The sequence below is a fragment of the Lacticaseibacillus zeae DSM 20178 = KCTC 3804 genome (assembly GCF_000260435.1).
GTDB lineage: Bacteria > Bacillota > Bacilli > Lactobacillales > Lactobacillaceae > Lacticaseibacillus > Lacticaseibacillus zeae.
Genome location: NZ_BACQ01000050.1, coordinates 87,994 through 113,083 on the forward strand (window position 1 = coordinate 87,994; position 25,090 = coordinate 113,083).

The 25,090-nt window shown below is 48.8% G+C and carries 28 protein-coding genes and 2 pseudogenes; 3 read left to right on the top strand and 27 right to left on the bottom strand.

The genetic code is table 11. The features are described from left to right. Positions 1 to 121: 121 nt before the first annotated feature. The 23 genes and pseudogenes from accB to GSO_RS10170 all read right to left on the bottom strand — a co-directional run bounded on the left by accB (position 122) and on the right by GSO_RS10170 (position 18,266). Entirely contained in the window at positions 122 to 559 is a 438-nt protein-coding gene (accB, locus tag GSO_RS10065) for an acetyl-CoA carboxylase biotin carboxyl carrier protein (RefSeq protein WP_010491727.1), read from the bottom strand. Between the two features lie 5 nt (positions 560 to 564). Beyond that, positions 565 to 1,785, bottom strand: a complete 1,221-nt coding sequence (gene fabF, locus GSO_RS10070) for a beta-ketoacyl-ACP synthase II (RefSeq protein ID WP_010491729.1) — start codon at positions 1,783 to 1,785, stop codon at positions 565 to 567. A gap of 22 nt (positions 1,786 to 1,807) precedes the next feature. Continuing rightward, positions 1,808 to 2,536, bottom strand: coding sequence for a 3-oxoacyl-ACP reductase family protein (locus tag GSO_RS10075; RefSeq protein WP_010491731.1), 729 nt, complete (start codon positions 2,534 to 2,536; stop codon positions 1,808 to 1,810). Continuing rightward, positions 2,533 to 3,456, bottom strand: coding sequence for an ACP S-malonyltransferase (locus GSO_RS10080; protein ID WP_010491732.1), 924 nt, complete (start codon positions 3,454 to 3,456; stop codon positions 2,533 to 2,535). Before GSO_RS10080 ends, GSO_RS10075 begins: the two co-directional genes overlap by 4 nt. A 26-nt stretch (positions 3,457 to 3,482) precedes the next feature. Next, the gene (locus tag GSO_RS10085) at positions 3,483 to 4,472 is read right to left on the bottom strand and encodes a nitronate monooxygenase (protein WP_010491734.1); all 990 of its coding nucleotides are present in this window, start codon (positions 4,470 to 4,472) and stop codon (positions 3,483 to 3,485) included. Between the two features lie 23 nt (positions 4,473 to 4,495). Further along, positions 4,496 to 4,735 carry an acyl carrier protein gene (locus tag GSO_RS10090; protein ID WP_010491736.1) on the bottom strand — a complete coding sequence of 80 codons (240 nt, stop codon included), beginning with the start codon at positions 4,733 to 4,735 and terminating at the stop codon, positions 4,496 to 4,498. A 68-nt stretch (positions 4,736 to 4,803) separates the two neighbouring features. Next, on the bottom strand, positions 4,804 to 5,763 hold the full coding sequence (locus GSO_RS10095) for a beta-ketoacyl-ACP synthase III (protein WP_010491738.1): 960 nt from the start codon (positions 5,761 to 5,763) through the stop codon (positions 4,804 to 4,806). A 15-nt stretch (positions 5,764 to 5,778) separates the two neighbouring features. Then, positions 5,779 to 6,228 carry a MarR family winged helix-turn-helix transcriptional regulator gene (locus GSO_RS10100; RefSeq protein ID WP_005684753.1) on the bottom strand — a complete coding sequence of 150 codons (450 nt, stop codon included), beginning with the start codon at positions 6,226 to 6,228 and terminating at the stop codon, positions 5,779 to 5,781. 70 nt (positions 6,229 to 6,298) lie between these two features. Next, positions 6,299 to 6,736, bottom strand: coding sequence for a 3-hydroxyacyl-ACP dehydratase FabZ family protein (locus tag GSO_RS10105; RefSeq protein WP_010491746.1), 438 nt, complete (start codon positions 6,734 to 6,736; stop codon positions 6,299 to 6,301). 419 nt (positions 6,737 to 7,155) lie between these two features. Continuing rightward, the gene (locus GSO_RS10110) at positions 7,156 to 8,124 is read right to left on the bottom strand and encodes an alpha/beta fold hydrolase (RefSeq protein WP_010491748.1); all 969 of its coding nucleotides are present in this window, start codon (positions 8,122 to 8,124) and stop codon (positions 7,156 to 7,158) included. Positions 8,125 to 8,171: 47 nt separating this feature from the next. Next, positions 8,172 to 9,368 (bottom strand): iron-containing alcohol dehydrogenase, encoded by a 1,197-nt coding sequence (locus GSO_RS10115; RefSeq protein ID WP_010491750.1) that lies wholly within the window; start codon positions 9,366 to 9,368, stop codon positions 8,172 to 8,174. Positions 9,369 to 9,462: 94 nt separating this feature from the next. Beyond that, complete coding sequence (locus GSO_RS10120) at positions 9,463 to 9,828, bottom strand: rhodanese-like domain-containing protein (protein WP_010491752.1); 366 nt, start codon at positions 9,826 to 9,828, stop codon at positions 9,463 to 9,465. Between the two features lie 23 nt (positions 9,829 to 9,851). Then, complete coding sequence (locus GSO_RS10125; protein WP_010491754.1) at positions 9,852 to 10,349, bottom strand: MarR family winged helix-turn-helix transcriptional regulator; 498 nt, start codon at positions 10,347 to 10,349, stop codon at positions 9,852 to 9,854. 270 nt (positions 10,350 to 10,619) lie between these two features. Next, complete coding sequence (locus GSO_RS18425; RefSeq protein ID WP_010491756.1) at positions 10,620 to 10,811, bottom strand: hypothetical protein; 192 nt, start codon at positions 10,809 to 10,811, stop codon at positions 10,620 to 10,622. A gap of 731 nt (positions 10,812 to 11,542) precedes the next feature. Beyond that, positions 11,543 to 11,956: a MarR family winged helix-turn-helix transcriptional regulator gene (locus GSO_RS10135; RefSeq protein WP_010491758.1), complete on the bottom strand. Its 414-nt coding sequence runs from the start codon at positions 11,954 to 11,956 to the stop codon at positions 11,543 to 11,545. A 161-nt stretch (positions 11,957 to 12,117) separates the two neighbouring features. Then, a complete protein-coding gene (locus GSO_RS10140) occupies positions 12,118 to 12,879 on the bottom strand; it encodes a zinc ribbon domain-containing protein (RefSeq protein WP_010491760.1) in 762 nt (253 codons plus the stop codon). Positions 12,880 to 12,943: 64 nt separating this feature from the next. Further along, a pseudogene (locus GSO_RS18675) lies at positions 12,944 to 13,444 on the bottom strand (zinc ribbon domain-containing protein); the annotation flags it as partial. 89 nt (positions 13,445 to 13,533) lie between these two features. Then, positions 13,534 to 14,032: pseudogene (locus GSO_RS18680) on the bottom strand (zinc-ribbon domain-containing protein); the annotation flags it as partial. Between the two features lie 233 nt (positions 14,033 to 14,265). After that, positions 14,266 to 14,850, bottom strand: a complete 585-nt coding sequence (locus GSO_RS10150) for a MarR family winged helix-turn-helix transcriptional regulator (protein ID WP_010491764.1) — start codon at positions 14,848 to 14,850, stop codon at positions 14,266 to 14,268. Between the two features lie 197 nt (positions 14,851 to 15,047). Beyond that, entirely contained in the window at positions 15,048 to 15,512 is a 465-nt protein-coding gene (locus GSO_RS10155; RefSeq protein WP_010491766.1) for an NUDIX hydrolase, read from the bottom strand. 89 nt (positions 15,513 to 15,601) lie between these two features. Continuing rightward, entirely contained in the window at positions 15,602 to 16,975 is a 1,374-nt protein-coding gene (locus GSO_RS10160) for an MFS transporter (protein WP_010491768.1), read from the bottom strand. Positions 16,976 to 17,118: 143 nt separating this feature from the next. After that, positions 17,119 to 17,415, bottom strand: coding sequence for an ArsR/SmtB family transcription factor (locus GSO_RS10165; protein WP_010491770.1), 297 nt, complete (start codon positions 17,413 to 17,415; stop codon positions 17,119 to 17,121). 161 nt (positions 17,416 to 17,576) lie between these two features. Continuing rightward, positions 17,577 to 18,266, bottom strand: coding sequence for a 2,3-diphosphoglycerate-dependent phosphoglycerate mutase (locus GSO_RS10170; protein WP_010491772.1), 690 nt, complete (start codon positions 18,264 to 18,266; stop codon positions 17,577 to 17,579). Positions 18,267 to 18,504: 238 nt separating this feature from the next. Here GSO_RS10170 and GSO_RS10175 point away from each other — a divergent pair, with 238 nt between their 5' ends. After that, positions 18,505 to 18,711 (top strand): hypothetical protein, encoded by a 207-nt coding sequence (locus tag GSO_RS10175; protein ID WP_010491773.1) that lies wholly within the window; start codon positions 18,505 to 18,507, stop codon positions 18,709 to 18,711. A 431-nt stretch (positions 18,712 to 19,142) separates the two neighbouring features. Continuing rightward, entirely contained in the window at positions 19,143 to 20,183 is a 1,041-nt protein-coding gene (locus tag GSO_RS10180) for a zinc ribbon domain-containing protein (RefSeq protein WP_010491775.1), read from the top strand. Between the two features lie 69 nt (positions 20,184 to 20,252). Here the strand turns inward: GSO_RS10180 and GSO_RS10185 are convergent, their stop codons facing one another. The 3 genes from GSO_RS10185 to GSO_RS10195 all read right to left on the bottom strand — a co-directional run bounded on the left by GSO_RS10185 (position 20,253) and on the right by GSO_RS10195 (position 23,208). Then, a complete protein-coding gene (locus GSO_RS10185) occupies positions 20,253 to 21,350 on the bottom strand; it encodes a serine hydrolase domain-containing protein (RefSeq protein ID WP_010491777.1) in 1,098 nt (365 codons plus the stop codon). Beyond that, a complete protein-coding gene (locus GSO_RS10190) occupies positions 21,340 to 22,416 on the bottom strand; it encodes an AI-2E family transporter (RefSeq protein WP_010491779.1) in 1,077 nt (358 codons plus the stop codon). The genes GSO_RS10185 and GSO_RS10190 overlap by 11 nt, the downstream gene beginning before the upstream one ends. 90 nt (positions 22,417 to 22,506) lie before the next feature. Continuing rightward, entirely contained in the window at positions 22,507 to 23,208 is a 702-nt protein-coding gene (locus tag GSO_RS10195) for a class A sortase (RefSeq protein WP_010491781.1), read from the bottom strand. Positions 23,209 to 23,443: 235 nt separating this feature from the next. Between GSO_RS10195 and GSO_RS10200 the strand changes: the two genes are divergently transcribed. Beyond that, complete coding sequence (locus GSO_RS10200; RefSeq protein ID WP_010491783.1) at positions 23,444 to 23,854, top strand: GtrA family protein; 411 nt, start codon at positions 23,444 to 23,446, stop codon at positions 23,852 to 23,854. Between the two features lie 87 nt (positions 23,855 to 23,941). Here the strand turns inward: GSO_RS10200 and GSO_RS10205 are convergent, their stop codons facing one another. Beyond that, positions 23,942 to 24,883 carry a diacylglycerol/lipid kinase family protein gene (locus tag GSO_RS10205; RefSeq protein WP_010491785.1) on the bottom strand — a complete coding sequence of 314 codons (942 nt, stop codon included), beginning with the start codon at positions 24,881 to 24,883 and terminating at the stop codon, positions 23,942 to 23,944. Positions 24,884 to 25,090: the final 207 nt, after the last annotated feature.

Consider the following 25,090-nt stretch of genomic DNA (forward strand, 5'->3'; position numbering starts at 1 on the left):
GCCCCACCAACAACAATTTCACCACTGAGCCCCATCTGGCCTACGATTGCTCCGTCTTGGCACTAGGATTATTAGATCCCTTACAATTTCTCTGTAATGAACTACGCCCTGCCTACGCCGCTTATTCTTCGACCGTAAACAACGGCTGATCATATTCGACCAAGCTCTCATTGTCGACTTCGACAGCCTTGAGCGTGCCGGTTACGGTGCTTTTGATTTCGTTCATCATTTTCATCGATTCGATGATGCAGACAACTTCGCCTTTTTTGACGTGGTCGCCGACTTTGACATACGGATCGGCGCCTGGTTTGGGTGCCAGGTAAACGATACCGACTAGCGGAGCCTTGATGGCGGTGCCGGCGGGTTGTTCAGGTTGGGCAGCCGGTGTCGGGTTGACCGGTGTGGCTGGCACCGGATTGGAAGCCGGAGCAGCCGGTGCCGGTGCGACCGGACCCGCTTTGACGAGATGCAGGGAATCCTCGCCGAGCGTCAGTTCCAGCTCGTTCAAAGAACTTTGCTCCAACTGCTTAATCAAGGATTCGATCATTTTGGTGTCCATGACACTCACCACCTTTTGAAGGCCAAGACCGCATTATGGCCGCCAAAGCCAAAGGAATTGCTCAAGGCATAATCAACTGTGGTATCACGATTGTCTTGGTTGACCAAGGTGATGGGGCAGTCTTCATCTTGTGCCGCGTCCACGACGTTCATCGGTAACCGACCATCCTGCAACGCGCTCAAAGTCATAATTGCTTCAATGGCACCGGCCGCACCTAACAGATGACCTGTCAGTGCTTTAGTCGAACTGACCAGCACGTTGTCGCCGAAAAGATCATGAATAGCTTTGCTTTCCATGGCATCATTGGCTTTGGTGGCCGTACCGTGCGCATTGATGTAACCCACGTCACTAGGCTGAATGCCGGCTTCTTCGACAGCCAGCTGCATTGCGCGGGCGGCTTGGGCACCACTCGGATCAGGAGCAGTCATGTGATACGCATCACTAGTTGCACCATAACCTACCACTTCGCCTAAAATCTTGGCGCCGCGTTTCTGGGCATGGTCAAGACTTTCAAGAATCAGCGTACCGCCGCCTTCACCAAGCACAAAACCGTTACGATCGGCCGCAAATGGCAAACTTGCTTGGGTCGGGTCTGCGGTTTTGGACAAAGCTGACAGCGCCGCAAATCCGGCAATTCCGATTTCGTTGACGGATGCTTCGGCGCCACCCGTAATCACAACATCGGCTTTGCCAGCTTGAATCCGCATCGCTGCTTCGCCAATGGCGTTCGTGGCAGAGGCACAAGCTGTGACCACCACATAACTAGGACCGTGGGCACCAAAATATTGGGAAATGGTCCCGGCAACCATGTTACTAATGGCTTCAGGCACAAACAGTGGACTCACCCGATCCGGGCCTTTTACATACATCTTCGTCACTTGTTCCTGAATGGTTGTCAAACCACCAATCCCTGATCCGAAAATAACGGCCATACGATCAGCATCAACGGCGTCTTTGGTCAGCCCGGATTGCTCGTAGGCTTCAATGGCGCTGTAAAGACCATATTGGGTAAACAGATCCAATCGCTTGCTGAGACGCTTTTGCATGCGTGCTTCAGGTTTGAAATCTTTGACTTCACCAGCGACTGTGATGCCGGTTTTTTCAGCATCAAATTTGGTGATAGGTTGAATACCGACTTTGCCAGCGTCCATCGTCGCTACGGTTTCAGCGACTGAATGACCCAGTGGATTCACGGTACCCATTCCGGTTACGACTACTCGTTGCAATGTCATTCCTCCGTTCATGTCCTTAACCTAACCCGCCGGCGACTGTCAAAGTCTGTCCGGTTATGTAGGCATTTTCGACCAGAAAGCGGGCCGTGTGCGCGATTTCTTCGGGTTGGCCGAAGCGCTTCAACGGAATTTCCGCTAAGATCTGGTCCTGACTGGATTGGCTCAATGCTGCGGTCATATCCGTGGCGATCATCCCCGGCGCAATCGCATTGACGCGCACGCCGCGCATCGCCCCTTCACGTGCCAGTGTTTTGGTCAGGCCGATAATGCCGGCCTTGCTGGCAGCGTAATTCGCCTGCCCGATGTTGCCGGTCAATCCGACCACACTGGCGAGGTTAATGATGACCCCGGCACGCGCCTTCATCATTTTCTTGAAGGCAGGTTGGGTCACATAAAAAGTGCCATCTAAGTTAACTTGGATGACCTTGGCAAAAGTGGCTGGTTTCATCCGCATCGCCAACATGTCATCATTGATACCGGCATTATTGACCAAAATATCCACACTGCCGAATTGATCCAAGGCTGCAGCTACCAGCTGTTCACCAGTGGCTGGATCATCGACACTGCCTAAGACGGTGACAACCCCGTGGCCAAAGCCTTCTAATTCTTTGATCAAAGTTTCCGGAAATTCGTGGCGTGCATTCAGCACCAAGTTGGCGCCTGCCTGCGCAAAATTTCTGGCAATCGCTTCACCGATGCCACGCGAGGCACCCGTGATGATCGCGGTTTTATCAGTTAATTTCAATCTGCCTTCACTCCGTTATTCAAATCGGCGACCTCATTGAGGCTCGCTGCATCACTAATCAGATGCGTTGTCATCTTACGGTCAATCCGCTTAATCATCTTGCTAAGCACCGGTTTGGGACCCAACTCAACGATCGTATCGACGCCTTCAGCCTTCAGTTGCGCGATCACCGCCGCAAATTTGGTTGGTTCCGCAACCTGGGCGGCGAGCACGGAACGCATATTGCGCGCCGTAAACGGTTTGAGCGCGGTGGTGCTGATCACCGGAATCACTGGTTCAAACACATTGGCCTGTTTCAACGCTACCTGCAACTGCGGTTGGGCACTTGCCATTAAGGGACTGTGAAACCCGCCAGCCACATGCAACGGAATGGCGCGGACGCCTTGTGCTTTTAGCCATTTTTCAACGGCTGCCAAGGCTTCATGGGTGCCTGCCAAAACCGTTTGCTTGGGGCCGTTGTAGTTGGCCGGCCAAACATCCGGTGCCTGTTCGCAGGCTTCCTGAATGACCGCCTGATCACCGCTCATAACCGCCAACATACCACCTGGCCGATTCTGACAAGCCGTCGCCATCGCTTTACCGCGCGCCGCGACTAATTTAAGTCCGTCTTCCAGACTAAGACCGCCGCCAGCAATCAGCGCACTGTACTCGCCCAGACTCAATCCGGCCAAAGCCGTTTCCGGTGGTAATTCAGCGAATGCGACTTCATGCATGGCCACACTATAAGCCACCAACGCCGGCTGCAAGTCATCCGGATGCGCGGCAAAATCGCCATTGGCCAAAAACTCAGGCAAGTCAAAGTCCAAAACGGCGTCGGCACGGTCAATAATCTCTTTGAATATCAAAGTATTCTGGTAAAAATCGATCCCCATTCCGGGGACCTCGGCACCTTGGCCGTTAAACACATAAGCAAATTGCAACAGATGGAACCCTCCTTGTCATGTGTTTACTGACGTGGAAATGCATCCGCAGTCGTACTTGTGAGAAGGTCAGCCATTTTTGAGCCGGCCAAAATCTCTTTTGCCTGCTGCATGACTTCTTCAACGATGTCCTGACTGCTTTCTTCGCGCTTGACCAAACCGGAAATTTGACCGGCCATGAATGAACCATGATCGCGATCGCCTTCCAGAACAGCTTTACGCAAACTGCCATTACCTAATTCTTCAACAGCGGTAAAGTCAGTCGTACCGGACAAGGCGATTTCCTTTTCCAGTTTCAGGTAGTTACGACTCATCGGGTTTTTCAGCACGCGGGCTGCATGACCGACATACATACCGGTAACAAGCGTATCCACGTCTTTCGCCTTGATCACCGCATCTTTATAGTTTTGGTGAATCCGGCTTGAAGTTGATGTCAGGAAGCGGGTGCCCATTTGAACGCCGATCGCACCCAGGCTGAGTGCGGCCGCAACACCGCGACCATCGGCAATCCCACCGGCCGCAACAACCGGAATATCAACGGCATCAACGACTTGTGGCACCAAGGCCATGGTCGTGATACTGCCAATGTGACCGCCGGATTCCATGCCTTCAGCAATCACACCGTCCACGCCATCACGCGCCATGCGCTTGGCCATAGCAACAGACGGCACCACCGGCATCACAACGGTGCCATTTTGCTGGAGCCGTTCCAGATAGCGGCTAGGATCGCCGGCGCCTGTGGTTACCAAGGCAACCTTGGCATCAACAATGACATCAATAACCTGTTCGACAAAAGGCGATAACAGCATCACGTTCACAGCGAACGCCTTGTCTGTCATTGATTTTGCAACTTCGATCTGTTCCTTAACCCACGAAGCAGGGGCATGACCGGAGCCAATGATACCAAGACCACCGGCTTCAGAAACCGACGCAGCTAATTTACCGTCAGCAACCCATGCCATGCCGCCTTGAAAAAGCGGATACTTAACGCCTAAGCGTTCCATTAATGGACTCATTGGCCCACTCCTCTCCAGTTGTCTTAAGCTTCGGTCTTTTCAGTGATGAAGTTTACCAGATCAGCAACCGTTTCGATGCTTTCATCGGTTTCGATCTTAACGTCGAATTCGTCTTCGATTTCGTTGATGATTTCGAAAATGTCCAAGCTATCTGCATCCAGATCATTCTTGAAGTTGGTTGTCAACGTAACATCTTCAGCGTTTTTGTCCAATTGGTCAGCAATGATGTTTTGTACCTTAGGCAATACTTCTTCGTTTGTCATGTTAAAATGTTCTCCTTTAAATTAAGTGGTTTGACCGTTTTTTCGGTCAGTCTACTGGGATATTCGAATTAATACGTCATAATCAGCGACCCGACTGATAAGCCGCCGCCAAAACCGCTGAGGACCAATTTCTGCCCCCGTTTCAGGCGACCGCTTTCAGCTAATTGTGCCAACAGAATCGGCACGCTGGCTGCGCTGGTGTTGCCATACTCATCAATGTTGATGGGAAACTTGTCGGCAGTAACTTTCAGTTTTTTGTTCACGGATTGAACAATGCGGGCATTTGCTTGATGAAGCAGGAACCAATCGATATCATCCGTGGTCATCGCCGCTTGATCCAGCGCTCGCTGAATCGACCGTGGGACTTCACTGATGGCAAATTGGTAAACCGCCCGGCCGTTCATTTTGAAATAAGCTGAAGGTTCTTCAGCCGCATCCGCAAACGGACTTTGATTGCCTTGAGCCCCAGCTGACAGTACCATCTCGGTATCGCCGAAGCTTTTGAGGTCAACTGCCTGCACCGGCGCGCCTTGATCACTGATCAAAACGCCACCAGCACCATCAGCGAACAACACTGCTGTGCGGCGATCATGCCAATCAACCAATCGGGAAAGCACTTCGCTTCCGATGACCAAACCTTGATGAACCGTCGGGCTGGTCATCAGTCGATCGGCAACGTGCAACGCATACTCAAAACCGGCGCAGGCAACGTTGAGATTAAATGCAAATGCATGATTTGCATTAAGTGCTGCTTGCAGGCGATTTGCCTCGGCCGGGGTTGCATAGTCCGGGCTCATGGTCGCCACGATGATGAAATCAAGCTGGTCGGCACTCGTCGCCGACTTCGTCAAAAGCTGCTGGGCAACATCATACGCTAGATCAAAGTTACGCTGATCGGTGACCACATGGCGGGTTTTAATCCCCGTACGTTCTCTGATCCAACTGTCAGATGTATCCATAAATTGACGTAACTGCTCATTTTCAACACGCGTGGCAGGTACCGAATAAGCACTGGCCAGAATCTCCAAGACGGGGCCTTCTTTCTAATGACGATATTCGTCAATAAATTCATTGAGATTATCCAGCGCGCGTTCGATCAACTCGATTTGCGGCTCGGTAAATCCTTTAACAAAACTTGCAACCATTTTCTGGTGAAAGGCAAGGTGGGCGCGATACATTAGGCGCCCTTTGCGGCTAAGTCGCAGATTCACGACCCGTTTGTCCGACTCAAGATGCAGTCGTTCGACATACCCTTTGCGTGCCAGATTGTTAATCGCCACACTTAGGGTTCCTTGCGTCACATGCAGCTTTTTGGCCACATCACTTGAGCTGGGTGTCGCATGAATACCAATCGCATCAATGGTGTGCATTTCTTTAATACCTAAATCCCGGAACTGACTTTTGCGCAGTTCCTCTTCTTCCATTCGTAGGATATCTGAATAAACGCGAATGAGTTTATCATTAATCCGCTTGACGCTTGGCTTTTGGGACATTGGTGTGCCTCCATGTACAACTGATTTGAAATTCAAAGTATCAGTTGAAAAAAAAAGCCTGTCAAGTGAACTAAGCATTTGCTTCTACCACAAAATGCAATTCTGCGTGGCAGACGAGCTCATCACCGATACTGGCGGTCGTGGTGACCACCCCCATGTTCGCCCGAACCTTGCCCATTTTGACTGCCAGCGTCAAAACGCTACCAGTCGGGACAGGCTTCAGGAATTCTGTTTTGCCGATACTTGCCAGATAAGCGGTTTTACCGGCAAACTTTGGTGATTTCAAAATCAGGATTGATGCCGCTTGGGCCAGCGTCTCAATAATCAACGTCGGCGGCATGGTTAACTCGCCCGGCAGATAAGCAACCAGATGATCCTCTGCCACGCTGACATACTTCTCCGCGACAATGGATTCATCCGGTACTAGTTCGGAGACCCGATCGATATAGAACAAAGGATAACGATTCGGAATCAGCGTCTGTATGGTTGAGGTATCCAAAGTTGTCATAGCCTCGCCTCCTTTAACCACGATCGCAATTGAGCACTTGCAGAAAAGATTATCTTGTCGCCAAACAAAACAAAAACTTCCGCTTGGATCAGGCGCTCACATGCTTTCGCTCTTTTGTCCAACCAGATTAATTGGATGTTCAAAGCATATGCAGAACTGTTTTGATTGTCAAACCTTTTTCGCCTATATTCTTTTGTGAGAATATAGGCACAAGCGAATGAAGGCGGTCCCAGATAACTTTGTTGTGGGATTTAAGGCATGCCATAAACTGTGAACGGATACAAAAAATAATTTTTGAAAAATTGAGTTTTTGCGGCCCGCTTTTCTGACCAAAATAAAAAACGCGATGACCGTTGCAAGACATCCGATCACCGCTAAAAATATAATTTTTTTGGTTAGAATTCACTTGTACTGATCAATTACCGGCGGCTAAGTGCAGCGCGCAACCGACTATCCTTCAACTTCAAGCGAATAATGGTGCCCACTTTTTCGGGGTCGTCGATCCACGGCTCATGGCCAGCACCATTAATGGTCACCAGTTCGCCATGTTGCACCACTGCCGCAATTTCCTGACCTAACTCTGGCCTTGCAAGCGCGTCATTCGTGCCCCAAATAAGGGTGGTGGGTACGGAAAGGTGCCGTAGTTGGTCTTCGCCAAGGCCATTATGGTTTTTCTCTGAATTCATGCTGCGCAACAAGGACAAGGTCGATACCGCGTAATTCGGTAAGTGGTCAAAGGCGTAGACGCACGCGGCAAAGCTTTGCGGCAACTTGCTGACCGCCACTGGATCAGTGCCCATGCGGTGAAGCGGTCCCCATGCGCGCTTGGCAGATTTTGGGATCTGGCGCTTCATAAACCACTGCCCCAAGCCCGGCATCATCGCCATCTTGAGCACACCAGGCGTTTTGGTCATTAACATCCGCCCCGGATTGCCTAAAAGAATCAGCTGGTCAACGCGTTCTGGATGCACCAATGCAAACCAAGTTGCCCAATGTGCGCCCATGGAATGCGCAATAATCGGCGCCGATTTCAAGTCAAGCTTGTCCATGATTTGGCCGATTAAATCGACTGCAAATTGGTGTACATCCACCTGTTCATGATCAAATCCGTCACTTAAGCCCCCACCTGGCCGTGCCAGCACAAACAAGTGATAACCGGCCAGTTGCGGTAAAAGCGGCGCAAACGGGTAAGGATCGCCGGTATTGCCGGGAATGATAAGCACAGGATCCCCATGGCCGAATTCAAGCACTCTGACTCGCAAATCGTCTGGTGGCAATTTAAACCAACGCGCCTTGGGTTTCAGGTTAAAATCGGCCCATAGCTGGTTTTCGGCGTTGCGCGCTGCCTGAAAAGCGACTGAATCATGTTCAAGAATCGGTTGCGTCACAAACTTTCCCCCTCGTCAATCATCAAACAATCAACCAAAACCATCAGCTATGCCGTTAAGCCGTCAGTCATCGCGGCTTGATAAATGGCTTTGACATCTTCTTCCGACAACGGCACATACGCACGTGTCTCGAGTCTGGCATTGGCCACAGCAGCCGTCGCCATCGCATCAAAGTGGCGTTCATCGGCAATGCCGACTTCCGGCAGTGTCATCGGAAAGCCTAAATGCTGGATCCAGTCAAAGGTCTCGTCAATTGCCGCTTGCGCAACGGCATAAGTTTCGTCCCCTTCAAGATCCCAGACATGGCGACCAAAGCGGGCAAACATCTCGGCCGTTGTCGAATCCTTGGTCAACGCATATTCCATCCACCGCGGGGTTAAAATACCCAGACCGACACCATGCGTAATATCATAATAAGCCGACAACTCGTGTTCAAGGCTGTGCACGGTCCAACCATTTTCGTTGGCAACGCTCATGACACCATTAAGTGCCATCGTCGCACTCCACATCAAATTAGCGCGCGCATCGAAATTGTCCGGCTCTTTAACCGCAATCGGGGCCCACTTAATCACCGTTCGCATGAGGCCTTCCATCATACCTTTGCTAGCGTCATTGTTTTTAGAGCGATCAAAATACTGTTCAAGCAAATGACTGAAAATATCCATCGAACCGGCTGCGGTTTGGCGATGCGGAACGGTATAAGTCAGTGTTGGATCAAGAAACGACACCGCTGGGGTATTCGGTCCGTTGGTGCCAAGCTTTTCATGGGTTTCCGGATTGGAAATGACCGAACCACTATTCATTTCACTGCCGGTTGCGGCTAAGGTCAAAATGTCCACGACCGGTAACTGTGGCAACTTGTGCCGGGTCACACCGCGATCTTTGACCAAGTCCCATGGGTCGCCGTCATAAAACTTCGCGCTGGCGATGACCTTGGCTGCGTCAATTACCGAGCCGCCGCCGACTGCCAGCACCACTTCGACGTCGTTATCTTTAACCAATTTCTGGCCTTCGCGAATCGAAGCAATTTTAGGATTGGGTTCAATCCCCGGCAATTCGGTAAGTTGCAAATCTGCGAGCAAACCTTTTACCGTATCGTAAAGTCCGGATTTTTTGATTGAGTGTCCGCCATAAACAAAAAGAACCCGCGAACCAAATTGACTCACAGCATCGTGCAGTTCAACGTCAAGCCGCCCTGTCCCAAAGCGAATGTCAGTGGGATTTTTAAACCGAAAGTTCTTCACAGTGCCATCTCCATTTCTTTCACCTGTTATCAATTTAATTGTACCTTTATTGCGATTGAAATAGAAATGTTGTTGGTGCTTTAAAATTTCACTTTTATTGAACCGGTTCAACTGGCAAGTTCATCCCTCGCCATCCTTCTAGGGCACCTGCGAGTTCAAATGCTTTAAAGCCGTGCGTCAGTAAAATAAGCAGGGCTTGTTTGCCCAAAGTCGTCCCGGCTGTCCAGTCGTAAACGACATATGTTTTGTCATGATCGAGTTGATCAACCTGACTTGCGAGATCTTTTACAGGTAACGCATGTGCCCCTTTAATTTGAACTTTCTTTGCTTGAGCTGGAGCATTTCGAACATCCAAGATTTCATAGGTGTCGTCTCCCGCGTTCAAGGCTTTAAGGACGGTGAAATGGTCGATATAAAGACTTAGGTATGTTTTTAGCAAATCAATTTTAGCTTGTTCCATGGAGATGAGCCCCTTTCTGTCTGTTATTGCGTATCTGGCAATAACTTATCCAATAAATGATTGAGTTGAACCTGTTCATCGTGAGTCAAATGTCTGAATAGGTGATTGACAGCTTGATAATTCACCGGTAAAAACCGATCGAGCAATTCCGCACCTGCATGTGTCATCTGTATAAGCGTTGCGCGTTTGTCTGCAGCTGTTGATACTTTTTCAACCAAGCCGCTTTTGACCATTCCTCTGACCAGTTTGCTGGTCGTCGCCTTTGTTGCACCAAGTTTGGTTGCCAACGTTGTAATACCCAACGCCTGTGGCTGATTGTGATAAAGAAACATTAAAATCAAAAATCGCGACTCAGTCAAACCAAAGCGATCCAAAACCCGTTGGTAATCGGCAGCAACTGCACGAAAACAGGCACGAAAATTCAAAAAAGTTAAAACCGATTGCGTATCTACATCGGGATAAGCTTTGCGCATAAGCTCAAGCCGATGTGCATCCGGTCGGTCAGTAAAGTCAAAACTCACAAGTCATCCTCCTATATTGTTAGCCGGCTAACAATATGATTATCTGCTGTATTGTTCATCGTGTCAAGCACGAAGGAAAGTTTGTGTGCCATCTTTTTTAAATTTAACTTATTTGCCACGTGCAGTGACACAGAGTTTTGTGACTGCCAGAGCTAGACGATTTCGACTCGTTCTATTTTCGGCGGAAATTGGGCTGCCCTTCACTTTCTATGACGCGCTCACAACAAAAAAAGCCCGACCAAATAGTCGGACTCAGAGGTAAAACTCGTTTTAATGGCTGACTTTGACGGCATAAACCACATGTATCGGCGTTGACCGAACACGTAATAGTCGAGCTGCCTCCTGGTTGCCATGCGCGGCACGAATACACAACATGCGCCGTGCCTGTTTGGCCACTAGCAGTGTCGGAAAGTCTTTAGGAAATAATAGTGCAAATAACGCTTCATTCGACGCGCCAATCAATGATAAGGGACACCTTTCTGCTTGCTGAATTTGTGCATAGTTTAGCATGTTTCTTTGCAAGCGCCAAGGGGGTATTTGATTTTTTTGTTATTTAAGTTAATTACATGATGCTAACAGTGGGTTTCTGTAAGTACATCCTGCAAATCTTCAGTATATTGAGCTTCTTAACTTTGTTCAAAGATTTAGAAACAGCTTCCATCATTCAAATTCGGTTAGCAACTGTGACGTCATTTTAACTGGGTATTTATCACAACACCGGTGGCCCAGTTGATTCTTATTGACGGTATACGCATCAACCTATAGACTATGTTTACGGCCTAGAAAAGGACTAATTACCCTTTTTCTTGGTCTAGCGGATTGGATGGCACCCACCCCTCAACATTTTTTGAGACGTGGAGGTGAGGGCCATGCCAAATTCAGGAGACGAAAGGGGTTCGCCGCGTTGGATGTGGCGTCGATTATCATCGCGCTAAGCATACTGATTACCAGTAGCGCTAAAGCGTACGCGATAATCAAAAAAGCTAACCGTCAAAGTTAGCTTCCACCCTTGTCATCTGAGCCGTGTCGAGGTCATCGGGGGCTCATCCCGGTGGCCTCTTTTCAACTCTTAAAATTATACGTTAAGACTTGCCAATTCGTCAACAAATCTCTTCCCAAACAAAGTGGACAAATAAACGTTAGTCCTTCTTTTAGCCCGTATCTGATAGTTGTAATTGGCCCTTTAATCGGTCTCACTGTAAAGCTACTAAAAGTTGCTTTAGCGTCTGCGTCAGTGCTTCAGGGTCCTTAACGTTCGTCGCAAAAGCCTTTTCGAGCACCTGAAATAGCTCGTGGACTTCTGTCGCCGTGGCTTTGCCCGCTTCGGTTAAAAAGAGTTGCCGCTCACGATCACTGTGCGGCGCCATTTGCTTTTCCAGCAAGCCTTGTTGGATCAATCGTTTCACCAAGTTAGACACGCTGGCTGGCCCGCGGCTCAAGTCGATACTGATTTGGCGTTGGTTCGTGCCAGGATGAGCGGCGACAAACGTCAATACCTTGGCTTGATCACTATTTAAGTCGAGATCGCTTAAGTGCTGGTTCAAAAAGTACTTCTGTAGCTTTGCCAGCTGATAAATTAGGCCGGAAATATTCGAATCGGTTTGCATACATGACCTCCATGTCTACTAACATACGCTTTTTGGTTTTAAATGCAACAGTTTCATCAGCGCCCCTTCAGCCGACTTTTTAGCCAATTTAAAATCTGCCTTATTTCAAAATAACAAAAAGGCATTTCACAAGTAGATTTTGCGAAACACCTCTTTAAAAATTAATCGTCATCGTCTTGAATCAGTTCCCACTTACCGGAATCATCGTCATACTTGCTCATCTGATCATGAATTTCGTCATAACGGTATTTGTTATGCAACTCACCATCATCTTTGTCGTAAACATCGACTTCTTTCATATTGGTCGCAGGTGACGTTACTTCCACCCGATACTCATCAAGGTCAAAATCGTCGAGATCCGTAGCCATTTTGGCAACTTGGCGATTACTCAAATCACTGCCGCCCGTTGTTGTAGTACTTTCGTAACTCTCCGCTGCTGCCGATTCACTCGCGTTGGCAAGTGATTCACTGGCTGCTTCTTGCGATGCCGCGAGTGAACTCGATGCCGCCGCCTGCAAAGATTCTGCAGACGCTGAGGCAAATGAAGCTGACGAAGCATTCGCCGCTGAGGCACTGGCTGAACTGGCAGCAGCTTCTTGCGTTTGCTGACTTTGATTCTGGAAAAATAATACTGCGATGACAACGATAACCGCCGCGGCCAGAACCAAACTGACCATCAGCCAAGGGCGGCGCGGCCCATTTGGCGCACTGCCATTACTACGCTGCCGTCTTGAGTTTGGCGGCACTGCCCCTTGCCCTGTTGGCTGTTGCGTTGGACCGGTTGAAGATGCATTGGATGAGCCATTTTCTGCGCCCGTTGTTCCCTGATGTTGCGCCCGATACTGGGCAAGATTAAACCCGCATTGATGACAAAATGTTTCGTCGGCGCTAACTTGCGCGCCGCAATTTGGACAAAACGCCATGACCATTCTCCCCCTTTTTCATTGATCGGTCTGCTGATGCGAAAATCGCTCGCAGCCCATGGCATCAGTCTCGCGGCAGTAACCGCGCTGTCACAAACATGACCAAAGCCGCCCCGATCCCAATCGAATAACCGATACCCGGACTCAATAATCCTTGGATTTGATTACTGCCACTACTCATCAACGGCGCGTACACAAAGTAAAGCGATGCATAGCCAAGCAAGCCCAACATGCCACCGAATCGCATCATGCCGCGTGACCGGAAGAAACCAAACAACAAGCCCAATGCCGGACCCAAACCTGCTAACACCAAAGCCAGATAAGGCAAATTAGCCTTCGCCGAACTGACGGTACCGGCAGCTGCGGCGGTTTCTGCTAATGTATTCGCACTGCGCACCAAATCATACAGACTCCCGCCAACTGCAGTGGTTCCCACGCCGCTGGCACCAAATGGCCACGCATAGGCAGCCATCAAGGCAACAAAAGCAGCCAGTAAATAAGCAATCCAAATCACGCCACCGCGTCGTCGCGGTTTTCCGGCAAGCCGCGTCCACCAGTGTTGCGGCCCGTTCGTCGTCATTCCCTGTGGCCACGGTGACGATGTCGATTGACCACCCGCTGACGCAGTATAATTTGCACCTTGCCCCGTCGCAGCAGATTGAGGCATCGTCCAAATGTCATCATCATCTGGCGACTCAGCACTGAACTTGCTTTGGTAAGGTGCTACCACTCGCCGATTAGCCACGACATAAACTCCGACCGTGCTAATGACCGCCAATAGCCAACCAATCCAAACAGAAAAACTGAAGACACAAAAAAGAACCAGTCCCCCGATCAAGGTGTACACGATATGCGTTGCCAACCAGTCGAGAAAATGTTGAAAGCTATCGTCCGTCAACACCAGGCTTTTCTTAACATGCCCCGTTTTCTCCTGCTGCCGCCGTGATCGGCCTGCCGTTTCTCGCTGCGCTGCATGCGTCGTATCGCTTGCCGTCTGCTGCATCGTCGGACAGCTTTGTGTTTGCTGCGTTGCTGATTGAGCGGCCAGGCGCGCATCAAATTGCACCAAGTCCATGCCGCAATTCGGGCAAAACTTCACCCCTGCCGGTATCCTAAAGCCGCAATTTGGACAGTACCGCATTTTTTCAGCCAAATCGGTGACCTCCATTCTAAAATGCTTAAATCCATCTTGCCTGCTTCCGGCAAAATAGTAAAGTTTTCGCCAAACTTTTAATGAAAATCAAGCGATTGGGAGCGTGTCTTAAGCCGTTCTGACCCTTTTGACGCCAACTCAAAAAAGATCTTCCGGGAACTGACCGAGAAGATCCTTTTCATCTAATAGCATTTCAGCAAAACCGTTGCACTTTTTATAAAACCCTGTTCGGTCTAGAACCGCCGATCAAAGCCCCGCGGACCGCCAGCGCTAAAACTCCCAGGATAGCCGCGGCGAGGGCCATGATGACCGTGATGGAACCGTTCTGCCCAAATCCGCATATCATCGAACTGTTTACCTTCCGGCCAGCTCAAATCATCGCGGTTGGCGAGATCTTCCGATAGTTTGTTGATTAGCTTCAATAATTCAGCCTGTTCTTCTTCAGACAAGCCGCTGAAGATTTGATCAGGCAAATCGGTTCGAAGCTTACCGGTGGTTTCAATAAACTTGCGACCGTCATCTGTGAGCCCGATCAGTTGCACCCGCTTGTCAGTTTCCGACTCGTGGCGACTGATCAGGCCAAGTTCCTCTAACTTCTGCACTAACGCAGAAACCGAGCTAGGACGAATATCCAAAGCCTCTACCAAGTCCGAGTTGGTCATCTCACCTTTTTGATCCAGCAAGCGCAACAATCGCAGCTGGTTCGGTTGCCGCTGACGATCGCCAAACCGTAAGCTGCTGGCAACGGCACCCATGAACGGCCGCTTTTGGATTAATTGGCCGAATGCTTTTAATAATGCTTCTGATGTTTGTGTCATGTTACGTGGTCTCCTTTGAAGGTTGAAATTTTAATAGTTAGTTTTTTAAATACAAAACTAACTGAGTAGATAATAGTCAACTTGTTAGTTCATGTCAATAAAAACTAACGAATGATCTGCCGCCCACAAAAAAAGGAGCCGGGAAACCATCCTCAGCTCGCTTTCTCGATAACAGCGTGTCAATCAAGAACAAATTATTATTTGGCCTGTGTTTTCAAGTAATCCCGGACGCAATCGATCATGTCACGCGTCTGCTGACTAAACAATGGCGGTAAATCATCAAAATCAAAATACCGTAGAGCCAAGGTTTCCTTAGGGTCGGCATCCTCCAAGCTTCCGCCAATCGGATTGACCAGATAAAACCGACAGACAATCTGCGCCTGATCGCCATTCGGGTAAGTCGTAAACCCGCGATCGAAGGTATGCAGGACCTTGATCGGCTCAACCAGCAGACCGGAATCTTCCTTCATCTCGCGTTTGAGCGTCTCAAGAAACGACTCGCCATATTCCATCATGCCGCCGGGGACGCTCCAATTACCGGCATCGGTCCGCTGTTGCAACAATAACTGCCCCTGATCGTTAACAACCGCACCAGCCACTGCATTGAGAAAAATAGGCATATGCCCGACCTTGCTGCGAATTTCTTTAATATAGTTTGCCACTTAACTGCCTCTTTTCATGAACCATTTAAACTGATTATCAGACAGTTGAGCTTCAGGTGCAAGATCACGCCACATACCTTCACTGACGCTTAAGCATTCTGACGCCATCTTAATGCGGACAAAATACCGATTAACGAAAGTCCGCCCGCGCCGATCATAGCCGCTTGAAACCCTCTGGAAAATTCGAGCGATGTGTCTGCACTGCCAATTGCATAGAAAATCAAAACTGAAATGGTGACCCCAATGGCACCGCCAAACAGTCGAAACATATTGTACAAACCTGAAGCTTTTCCCAGATTCTTTGGGCTGACAGCACCCAAGACTGCTTTTTGCAATGCTGGCCCTGCCATTGAAAGACCAATACCTGCCAGACCAAGCGGCACGATCGTTAGACTATATGTATAACCATCGTGAACGATTAACCCAATAAGCAAATAACCAAGCCCTTGCAGAAATAGCCCAACGATCGCAATGAGCTGTTCTCCAAAGCGATCCACGGCGCGACCCGCAAACGGGGCAACAAGAACCAGCATGCCCGTCCATGGCAGCATTTCCATTCCGGCAATCATCGCATTGACATGTCCAACCACCTGGAAAAATTGAGGAAGGAAGAACACGACCCCATACATTGCGGCATATAGAAGCGCCGTTGCAAGATTAGCACCGGTAAATTGCCACCGCTGGAAAAAACTTAAAGGAATCAAGGGAAAGTCTTCGCGTTTTTGTCGCCATACGAGTAACAACGCAAATAAAACACTCAAAACTGCCACAATGATAGCTGCTGTAGGGATTTTGACTGATTTACTTGCCGAAAGCGCCCAAATCAGACCTGCTGAAGTTAAAACCACTAAAAGTGAGTCAAGGACATTGATCTTTTGGGATCCGGCTTTGGTTTCAGGAAGCTTCTGTTGTGATAATAAGATGCAAATTAAGCCAATTGGCACATTAATCCAGAAGATCCACTGCCACGCAATCTTGGCGACGATAATTCCACCTAATGCCGGTCCGACAATAAGCGCCAGTCCGCCAATGCCGCTCCAAATACCTAACGCCTTGCCGCGGCTTTCCACTGGTACGTTTGCTGTTAAGATGGCCATTGACATCGGCGTGATAACCGATGCGCCAACACCTTCAACAACCCGGGCAACAATCAACGACATAATATTCCCGGACAAGGCGCAGAGAATCGATCCAATAACAAAGATGAGTAGCCCCAGTTCATAAACTTTGCGATGTCCGAGCCGATCGCCTATCGCCACACCGACCAGTAATACGGCAGCAATCGCAATATTATAGGCATTTAAAGCCCACTGCAACTGATCAACAGAAATAGAAAAGTCACTCCTAATAGCCGTTGAAGCAGTCGTCACAATCATTGAATCCATCATTGACATAAAAAAGCCAAGCGATGTCAAAAATAAGATCCAACCTGTCTTTGGTTTTGCCTTTTCAGCATTTAACATACGAGCACGCTCCTAAATATTTAATAGTTAAACGATCGTTCAACTATTAAACCTTAAAGCTTGCTTTCCGAAATTGCAATGCAAAGTTCAAATTTTTTTGAACTATTTTGTATAAAAATAGCCGATAGACATCTACCGGCCATCTACAAATTTTTGTAAAAATTTGTTACATAGAGATCAAAATTTTCAGCATTAAGCGAAACGTACTTCTCGCGTGAAGATTTTCGTGTCTTCGTCAATCCGGCTTCACGTAACAAGCGAAAATGATAGGATCCCGCCGACTTGCTCATTTTAATTGCCTCACCGACTTCGCCACAGGTGACCTCCTTGTTCACCTTTTTTAAATAGCGAATAATGGCCAGTCTAACTGGATCAGCCAATGCTTTAAAAACCTTAACCTGAATTTCATCAACTTGCGCGCTACTTAGTTCAATAATCATACAACTATTATAACCTGCCTCTGCCAAACTACAAACTTAATCAGCTTTAAACTCGGTTCGCTAAATATTAAACGACAAAAAGACAGGCACCTTCGCGCAAATTTAAAATCTGCACGAACAATGCCTGTCTTATACGAGTTCTTTAGCCAATCAAGACAGAATTAATTCAACTTGGTCTTGCTGTTAACGTTCAACTTTTCATCAAAGTCATAAACAACCGGTTCGCCAGTTGCCATTTCCAAGTTCATGATGTCAGCGTCGGAAATGTTTTCGATGTACTTGGTCAAAGCGCGCAGTGAGTTACCATGTGCGGCAATGACAACGTTCTTGCCATCTAACAGATCCGGTGCGATATGGTCTTCCCAGAATGGGATAACCCGTTCCAGCGTAACTTTCAGGTTTTCGCCGCCAGGAATGATCCGCGGATCAAGGTTAGCATAACGACGATCCTTAGCAGCGGAGCCTTCATCGGTTGCTTTCAACAATGGTGGCAAAACGTCGTACGAACGGCGCCAGATGTGAACTTGGTCGGCGCCATATTTATCAGCCGTTTCCTTCTTGTTCAAGCCTTGTAATGCGCCATAGTGACGTTCGTTCAGACGCCAGGTCTTCATTTCCGGAATCCACAATTGGCCGGATTCTTCCAAGACGTAGTGCAGGGTCTTGATCGCACGGGTTAAGACTGAGGTGTAAGCCTGATCGAATTCAAGCCCGGCTTGCTTGACCAATTGCCCAGCATGCTTTGCTTCTTCGACACCTTTTTCACTCAGATCAACATCCACCCAGCCGGTGAATTGGTTGGACAGGTTCCATTCACTTTGCCCGTGACGGATCAATACTAATTTCGCCATATCAGAGAATACCTCGCTTTTATGATTTGACAGTCTTCTGTCTGTTTACAGAATCTCATGTTACACCATTTTCAGTAAGTTCGCACCCGCTTTCTCTGGTATATTGGAAACATAAGCAAAAAGTAAATGATTGAGGTTACCTGAACGGCATATAAAAGTGGGTCGCGCTCCGGTGATGATGACCATTGTCCAGTGCGCCCACCACACCGCGACAATAACCCACTACTTGGAGGTTATCTTGAAAAAAATCTGGTTAACGATCGGCGGCTTCTGGCTGATCAGTGTGATTTATTTTTTGGTCTATGTAAGCACCGCTACCTTTCAAGCGGCCGTGAATGAAAACGGCTTCTTGTCCTTGGTACACGGGGTCATGGATTTGATTTTACTCGGTACCACCTTTGCTTTGGTTGCCGGTGGTCTTTATCGGCTCTTCCATCGCAGGTGATTTTCGGAGGTAGCTTAAGGCATTCGTCAATTAATTTGGTATGATTAGGTGACGGGTGTTTTCATAGCTGGGGATTCGGCTCAGTTCGTGAACTGGACCGGGCCATCACGCCCAAGGCCAAGGCCACGTACACTCCGGTTTCTAACCGGGCTGGTTCACGCTCACTTTAACGCGTTCACCGGCGCAGAAGCCTGCGTATAAGGACCTTGGGCGCAATGGCCTAAGCCCGGGCCATCACGCCCAAGGCCACTTATACTTCGGCTTCTAACCGCGCCGGTTCACGCTTATCTTAACGCGCTCGCCAGCCCAGAAACCTGCATGTAAGGACCTCAGGCGCAATGGCCAGACCCGGGCCATCACGCCTGAGGCCACTTACACTCCGGTTTCTAACCGCGCCGGTTCACGCTCACTTTTACTTTGGAGGTAATTGTATGTTCAAAATATGTCCTAATTGCGGTGCCCATAACCTGGTAACCGCCAACTTCTGTGTCAAATGTGGTACTAATTTAGCTGACGTTGCGGTAGCACAAGAACAAGCTGATACGGCATCTCATACTGCACCTGCTGAAAAGCCGGCCACAAGTTCAGCCAGTCAGTCTGCCGCACCAATTTCAGCTGCAAAAGAAGCGGTGAAGGATGAAACGGCCAATTCAGTCTCAACAACAGCAACACAAAGCACTGCTGCCAATCCTTCTCAGACACCGCACAAGCCGGCAACTTCAACGGCAACTGCATCAACCAATACAAATACGAATTCTGGCGCCGAGAACAGTCAAACGGTCGCACAGACACCAGCAGCACCCAAACAGCCGAATCCAACGGTTGAAGCAGGCAAACAGTACGCTGGCAGTTACTGGCGTTATCTAGTTGACAGCATCAAGCATCCGGCGCAGATTGATCAGTCTTATCACCCTTATTTTGGCTTCACCAGTTTGGCTATTACCATTATCAGTCTGGCCTTGACGATCGCGTTGCGGGTTAGCAGTACGCTATCGTCACTTCCGGGTGGCGTTGCCAATATCGTTTTGAGCACCTTCATCAAACTGTTTGTCATGGTCGCCATTCTTGCAGTTGCCATTATTGCGATTTATTATCTGGCGATCCGCGGCATTCTGGGCGATCGGCGCCGCAATTTTCTTGAGTTCACTACCGCCTATGCCTTCCACGCTAACTGGATGGTGTTCTTCTCGCTTTTCACGCTGCTGATGCAGATCGTGGGTCTTATCAACGTCGGATCGGCAATGCTGCTCACCTTGCTCGTTGCATTAAGCCTCGGGCTCTTCCTCTTGGCCGGCCCCTATATGCTATTCACCGCGCAACCAACAAATCAGTTCGATAAAATCTACGCATACTTAATTGCCAGCGCTCTGCTCTTCCTAGTCTTCATGGTGGTTGGCATGCTCGGACTCTCAAGTATCATTAGCAGCCTTTACCAAGGCATCAACGATATTGGCCGCTCATTCAACTACTAACAGTTTTATTTAACGTTGCAAAAAAGACGACACTGGATTTTTTCCTCTAGTGTCGTCTTTTTTCTTGCGCTATCGAACCAACACTTCCAGATTTTGGGCTAACGTCACGGTGTCCGTAGTCATGGTGTGATTGCCAAACAGCACAACGCCACTTGCGGCATTAGCGCGGAAATAAGCCAACGTGCTGAAGCTTTCCGGATTGTCGTTGTACATGCCTTGCAGCAACCGCTGATCATCTAGCCAGGCCACCCCGCTGGCATAACGATTACCATCAGCATAGTTGGCGGTGATCAGCTCACGATAAACTTTAGGCGGAATGACTTTTCCGGTTTCTGCGGCAATGATGACTTTCGCCAAGTCGGTCACACTCATGTACTCGCTGCCGCTGCCAAGTAGGCTCGACAAGAGTGCCGGGCTAAGATCATCTGGCTGGTAGTGGTCATCATCTTCGGTGAGATAGCCTTGTGCTACGGGCATTTTTGCAGTTAGTTCATCAAAATTGCGGGTATGTTGAAGATTTAACGGCGTCAGAATCGTTTCTCGCAGTGTCGTCTCGAAGCTTTTGCCAGTCACCTTGCGAATGATTCCGGCCAACAGCGCATAGTTCGCATTTGTATAGAAAAAGTCATGCTGACCGGTCGACCCTAGTTGCTTCAGATTCCAGTCCAACGACTTCGATTCCGATGTCAAAACATTGTCCGGCGTTAACTCGTCCATCTGAATCCCGGAACGGTGATCAAGCAGTTGGCGAATCGTGATGTCTTTACTATGGGCAATCTCGGGATAAAACTTCGCCAGCTTCGTCGTTAGCTTCAACTGGTGATTGGCCACTAACCGGCCGATCACCAAAGCGGTCAGGTACTTTTCGACCGATGCCAACGGAAACATGGTGTCGCCGGTATTGGCCAACTTGCGATCGTGATTCGCTTCGCCAACACCACCGGCATACACAATCCGCCCTTGCTTGATTAATGCAACACTACCTCTGAAATCAGTCTCGCGAATTAACTTACGGGCACTTTTGCCTAACTGTGCCTGGGGAACCGGATGCGCCGTAATCTTAGTGGCATCGCGTTGATGTTGTACCCACGTCATCGTCAAGCCACCTGCTGCCACTACCGCCACGAGCACCCCGATCACGATCAACCAACGTTTTTTATGCGCCATCCCCATCATGCTCCTTTGGCTGCGGGATGCTGGCATACGTTGAATGATTGGCCTTCGTTCCGGCAATCTTTTTGACTCCGAGCACATCAAGGAAGAACGTAAAGATCGGAATCCCGACGATTAAGCCCCAGGTACCAAAAAGGCGTTCCGCAACCAGCAAGACCACAAAGGTGAAAAATACCGGCAGCTGCGTCCGACTGCTCATAAACTTCGGATTCAACACGTATGCTTCCAGTACATGGATCACGGCAATCATGATCAAAATGGTAATCACATCCTGCCAGCCACCGACAGTATAGCCGATAATGGTCAGCGGAATCAACGATATGATCGCCCCGGCCACCGGAATCAGTGACAACAGAAAGACCATAATTGCCAGACTAGGAATGTTCGGCATTTTCAGGAATAACAAGGTAATCGTCGTAATGACCGTGTTGACCACCGCAATAAAAATCTGGGCTTCCATCACCACGCCAAAGGTATTGATGAACTTCATGGCAAAATAGCGCAAGTCTTTGAAATACCAGCCAAATGGTGAATCCAGGAATAGCTGACCGAACTCAGGCAGGCTGTCCAGCTCGATCGTAAAGAAGAAGCTTAAAATAAATGACAGAACCAGTGTCAACCCCATGGCGCCAATATTGCCAGCATATTCGAGAACCGTCGACAGCCCGGTTTTAAGCTGCTCGGTCAGATTCAGACTCTTGGTGCTTGACAGTATCCATTGCATGACCTGATTATTCGCAAACGCATCGCTGTTATAAAAGTCCTGCACCGAGTTGAACAGCGTGATGGTCTGGCGGACAATCGCCGGTACATAATGTACAGCCGCATAAACCAGCCCCAAAAGAACCAATATGTAAACCGGCACCACAATGATAAACGGGCGAATATGGACATGCCGTTGCACCGCGTGAACCAAGCGGCTGACCAAAAAGGCAAAAATAAATGTCAGCAAAATATCGCTCATAATACTGCGTGCGAACCATAAAACTATAAATACCGAGAATAAAACAACGGTACGCCGAACCGGCACGTTGTTGATAAATTTTTCGTAAGCTGACATAGTCTCCCCCATTTAACATTCTTTATTCATTAAACTTTAGCCTGCCGCAAAAAGAAAAAAAGTGCAAGCATTCGCTCACACTTGCTTAAATTATAAGAAAATTTTCAAATTCTGACTGTTGGCATCTTTAACCGATTGCAGTTCACCTTGAACAATGATCCGATCCACTTCGCCTTCAGTCGGTGACGCACATGTGACCAACGTGATCAGTTTCTTGCCCGCCACATCATCGATCCATTGGACTTGGGTCTCATTAACAATCTGTTTAGTCGTCACCTTATACGTGTAGATATGCTTCATATTCGTGATAACAACCGTATCGCCTTTTTTAACGTTCTTTAATGGCGAAAAGAGGATGCCTTGATTGGTCATATAATGGCCAGCCAACGCGTAATTGCCTTCGCCCATCTTTTGATCGGCCTTCATCGTCCCGGCCCCGGCACTCAGGTTATCATTGGAAAGACCTTTGAGAATCGGCAGCTTCAGGTTGACACTGCTAATAGCAATTTTGCCGATGGGATGCAGATTACGCGTGATCGCCGCATTGCCGACCGTATTGATGTCCAGCGCTTTGACGCCTTTAAAATCAAACGTCGCGTGCTTCTTTTCGTTTTTGTCAACCGTGTCCCGATCAATATGCGCCATCGTTGTCTGACTTAAATGATCGACCACAAATAACTTAATCGGTTCATTGAAGACCAACGCTAAGCCAAGAAGGATACCGAGCGTGAAAATCGTCCGCCAAAGCCAACGATGCCTGCGTGGCGGTTGTTGCTTACTAGATTTTGTCATCGTCACCCTCCTTGGGAAAAGGATACCCTGAAATTTGCTGAGATTCAAGCGCGCTTACAGTACAAAAATAACGTTCGAATCTGCTTACTAATTGTAAGACAAAGGCGTGCAAAAGTGCAAGTCACTTGATCATTCGCCGGCTGACGCCCCACTGCGTTGCATGGTATACTGTGACGAGTTGCCATTATTCGGGCCGGCACGCGTGCCAAACTTAATACTAGAGGAGCACATTCCCTTGAAAACCCTGATTCAACTTTACCGCCGCTACGAAATGATCATCAACTACTTGTTCATTGGCGGCCTCACAACCCTCATCAACTTTGTCACTTTTTTCGTGATGCGCTATTTTGGCATCGGCTTGGTGTTAACCAATACCACCGCGAATATCGTGAGTGTTATCTTTGCGTTTTTTGCCAATAAAAGTGTCGTCTTCCACAGCGACTATTCAAGCAAGAAAAAATTTTGGTTCGAACTGACCAGCTTCCTGATTCTTCGCGGCGTGTCACTCCTGCTGGACAACTTCATCATGATCGTCGGCGTTGACTGGCTGCATGGCAATGAGATTCTGGTCAAAATTCTCGATCAGGTCATCATCGTGGTGGCCAATTATCTGTTCTCAAAATTAATTTTCGTGCGCAAGCGTTAATCGGCTGGCAAGCCCACGCCACCAGCGCCTTGAGCAAATCACAAGTCCCCATTAACAGTCTGAAACACGGCTGTCGACGGGGACTTTTTAGTTGGTCATTGGCAATAAGAACATCTGCGTGGTCTGTCGCAGGGTAACCGTGATTGGCGTCGTGTACTCTTCACCATCCATTTGAATCGGCACCGTAGCCTCCGTGACAAAGTCAAATTGATCGGCCTCAAGATGATGGATGGCACGATGAACCGATCGGCCGCTTAAAATGGCAACCGCGACTTGAAGCAAAGTGCCAAGCTTTTCGCGACGCACCTGAACCAGTGATAGCCGTTCCCGCTGATCCATCACGTCCGGAAAAAGGCGAATACCGCCGCCGAGAAACGGGTGGTTGGTAAAAACGTTCAGATAAGCGTTATTAGCGTGTTCCTCAGGGTGGCCAGCGACTTGCCAAGTGGCCGGGAAGCCTTTTTGCACCCGCAGCGCTTTTAAAATGCTGGCGCCGTACGCAAATTGGCCCAACTTGAGGGCATTTAGCGTCCCTTTATGCAGCGAATGATTGGTTTGGTAAACAATCTGGGCATCCATGCCAATCCCAAAATTATTGATAAAATACTGGGTTCCGTACTTGGCTGAATTCGCAACCCCGATCCGCACCGGCCGCGGCATGGCAGTGACCAATGCCGCCGCGGCCTTTTTCGGATCCAAGGGTATCTGCTGAGCACGCGCAAAATCATCGCCTGTGCCGGTCGGAACATAGCCAATAGCCACTTCGGGATGACCGCGGCGTTGTAACCCATTCACAACATCATGCAACGTGCCATCGCCACCGATAACAATCAGTTGCAGTTCGTCAAGGTGATCATGATAGGCTTTAAGCAATTTCTCGGTAACAATCTGCGCATCACCCGGCTGTTGGGTTCGGTTCACCCGCAACCGCGCAAAGTGCAACTTAAGCAGCGCCAACAACGCCGGCAACTCCTTCTTCCAGCGTGCATTACCCGCACTTGGATTCATAATAATTTCAGCAGCAAACATCCTGTTAGGCCATCCTGTCATTTAAGTCACGAGACAATTCATGCCATAGACGAATTGCCCGGTTAAGTCACATGATACCATTTTCGGGCTGCGCAACCATTGATTGTGCTTCATGAAAGTGGCAGGACAAAATCTGACAAACCTTCAGCCGTCGGAATATAAAAACGAACGCACACAATTGCAGCGCACGTTCGTTTAATGTCCACA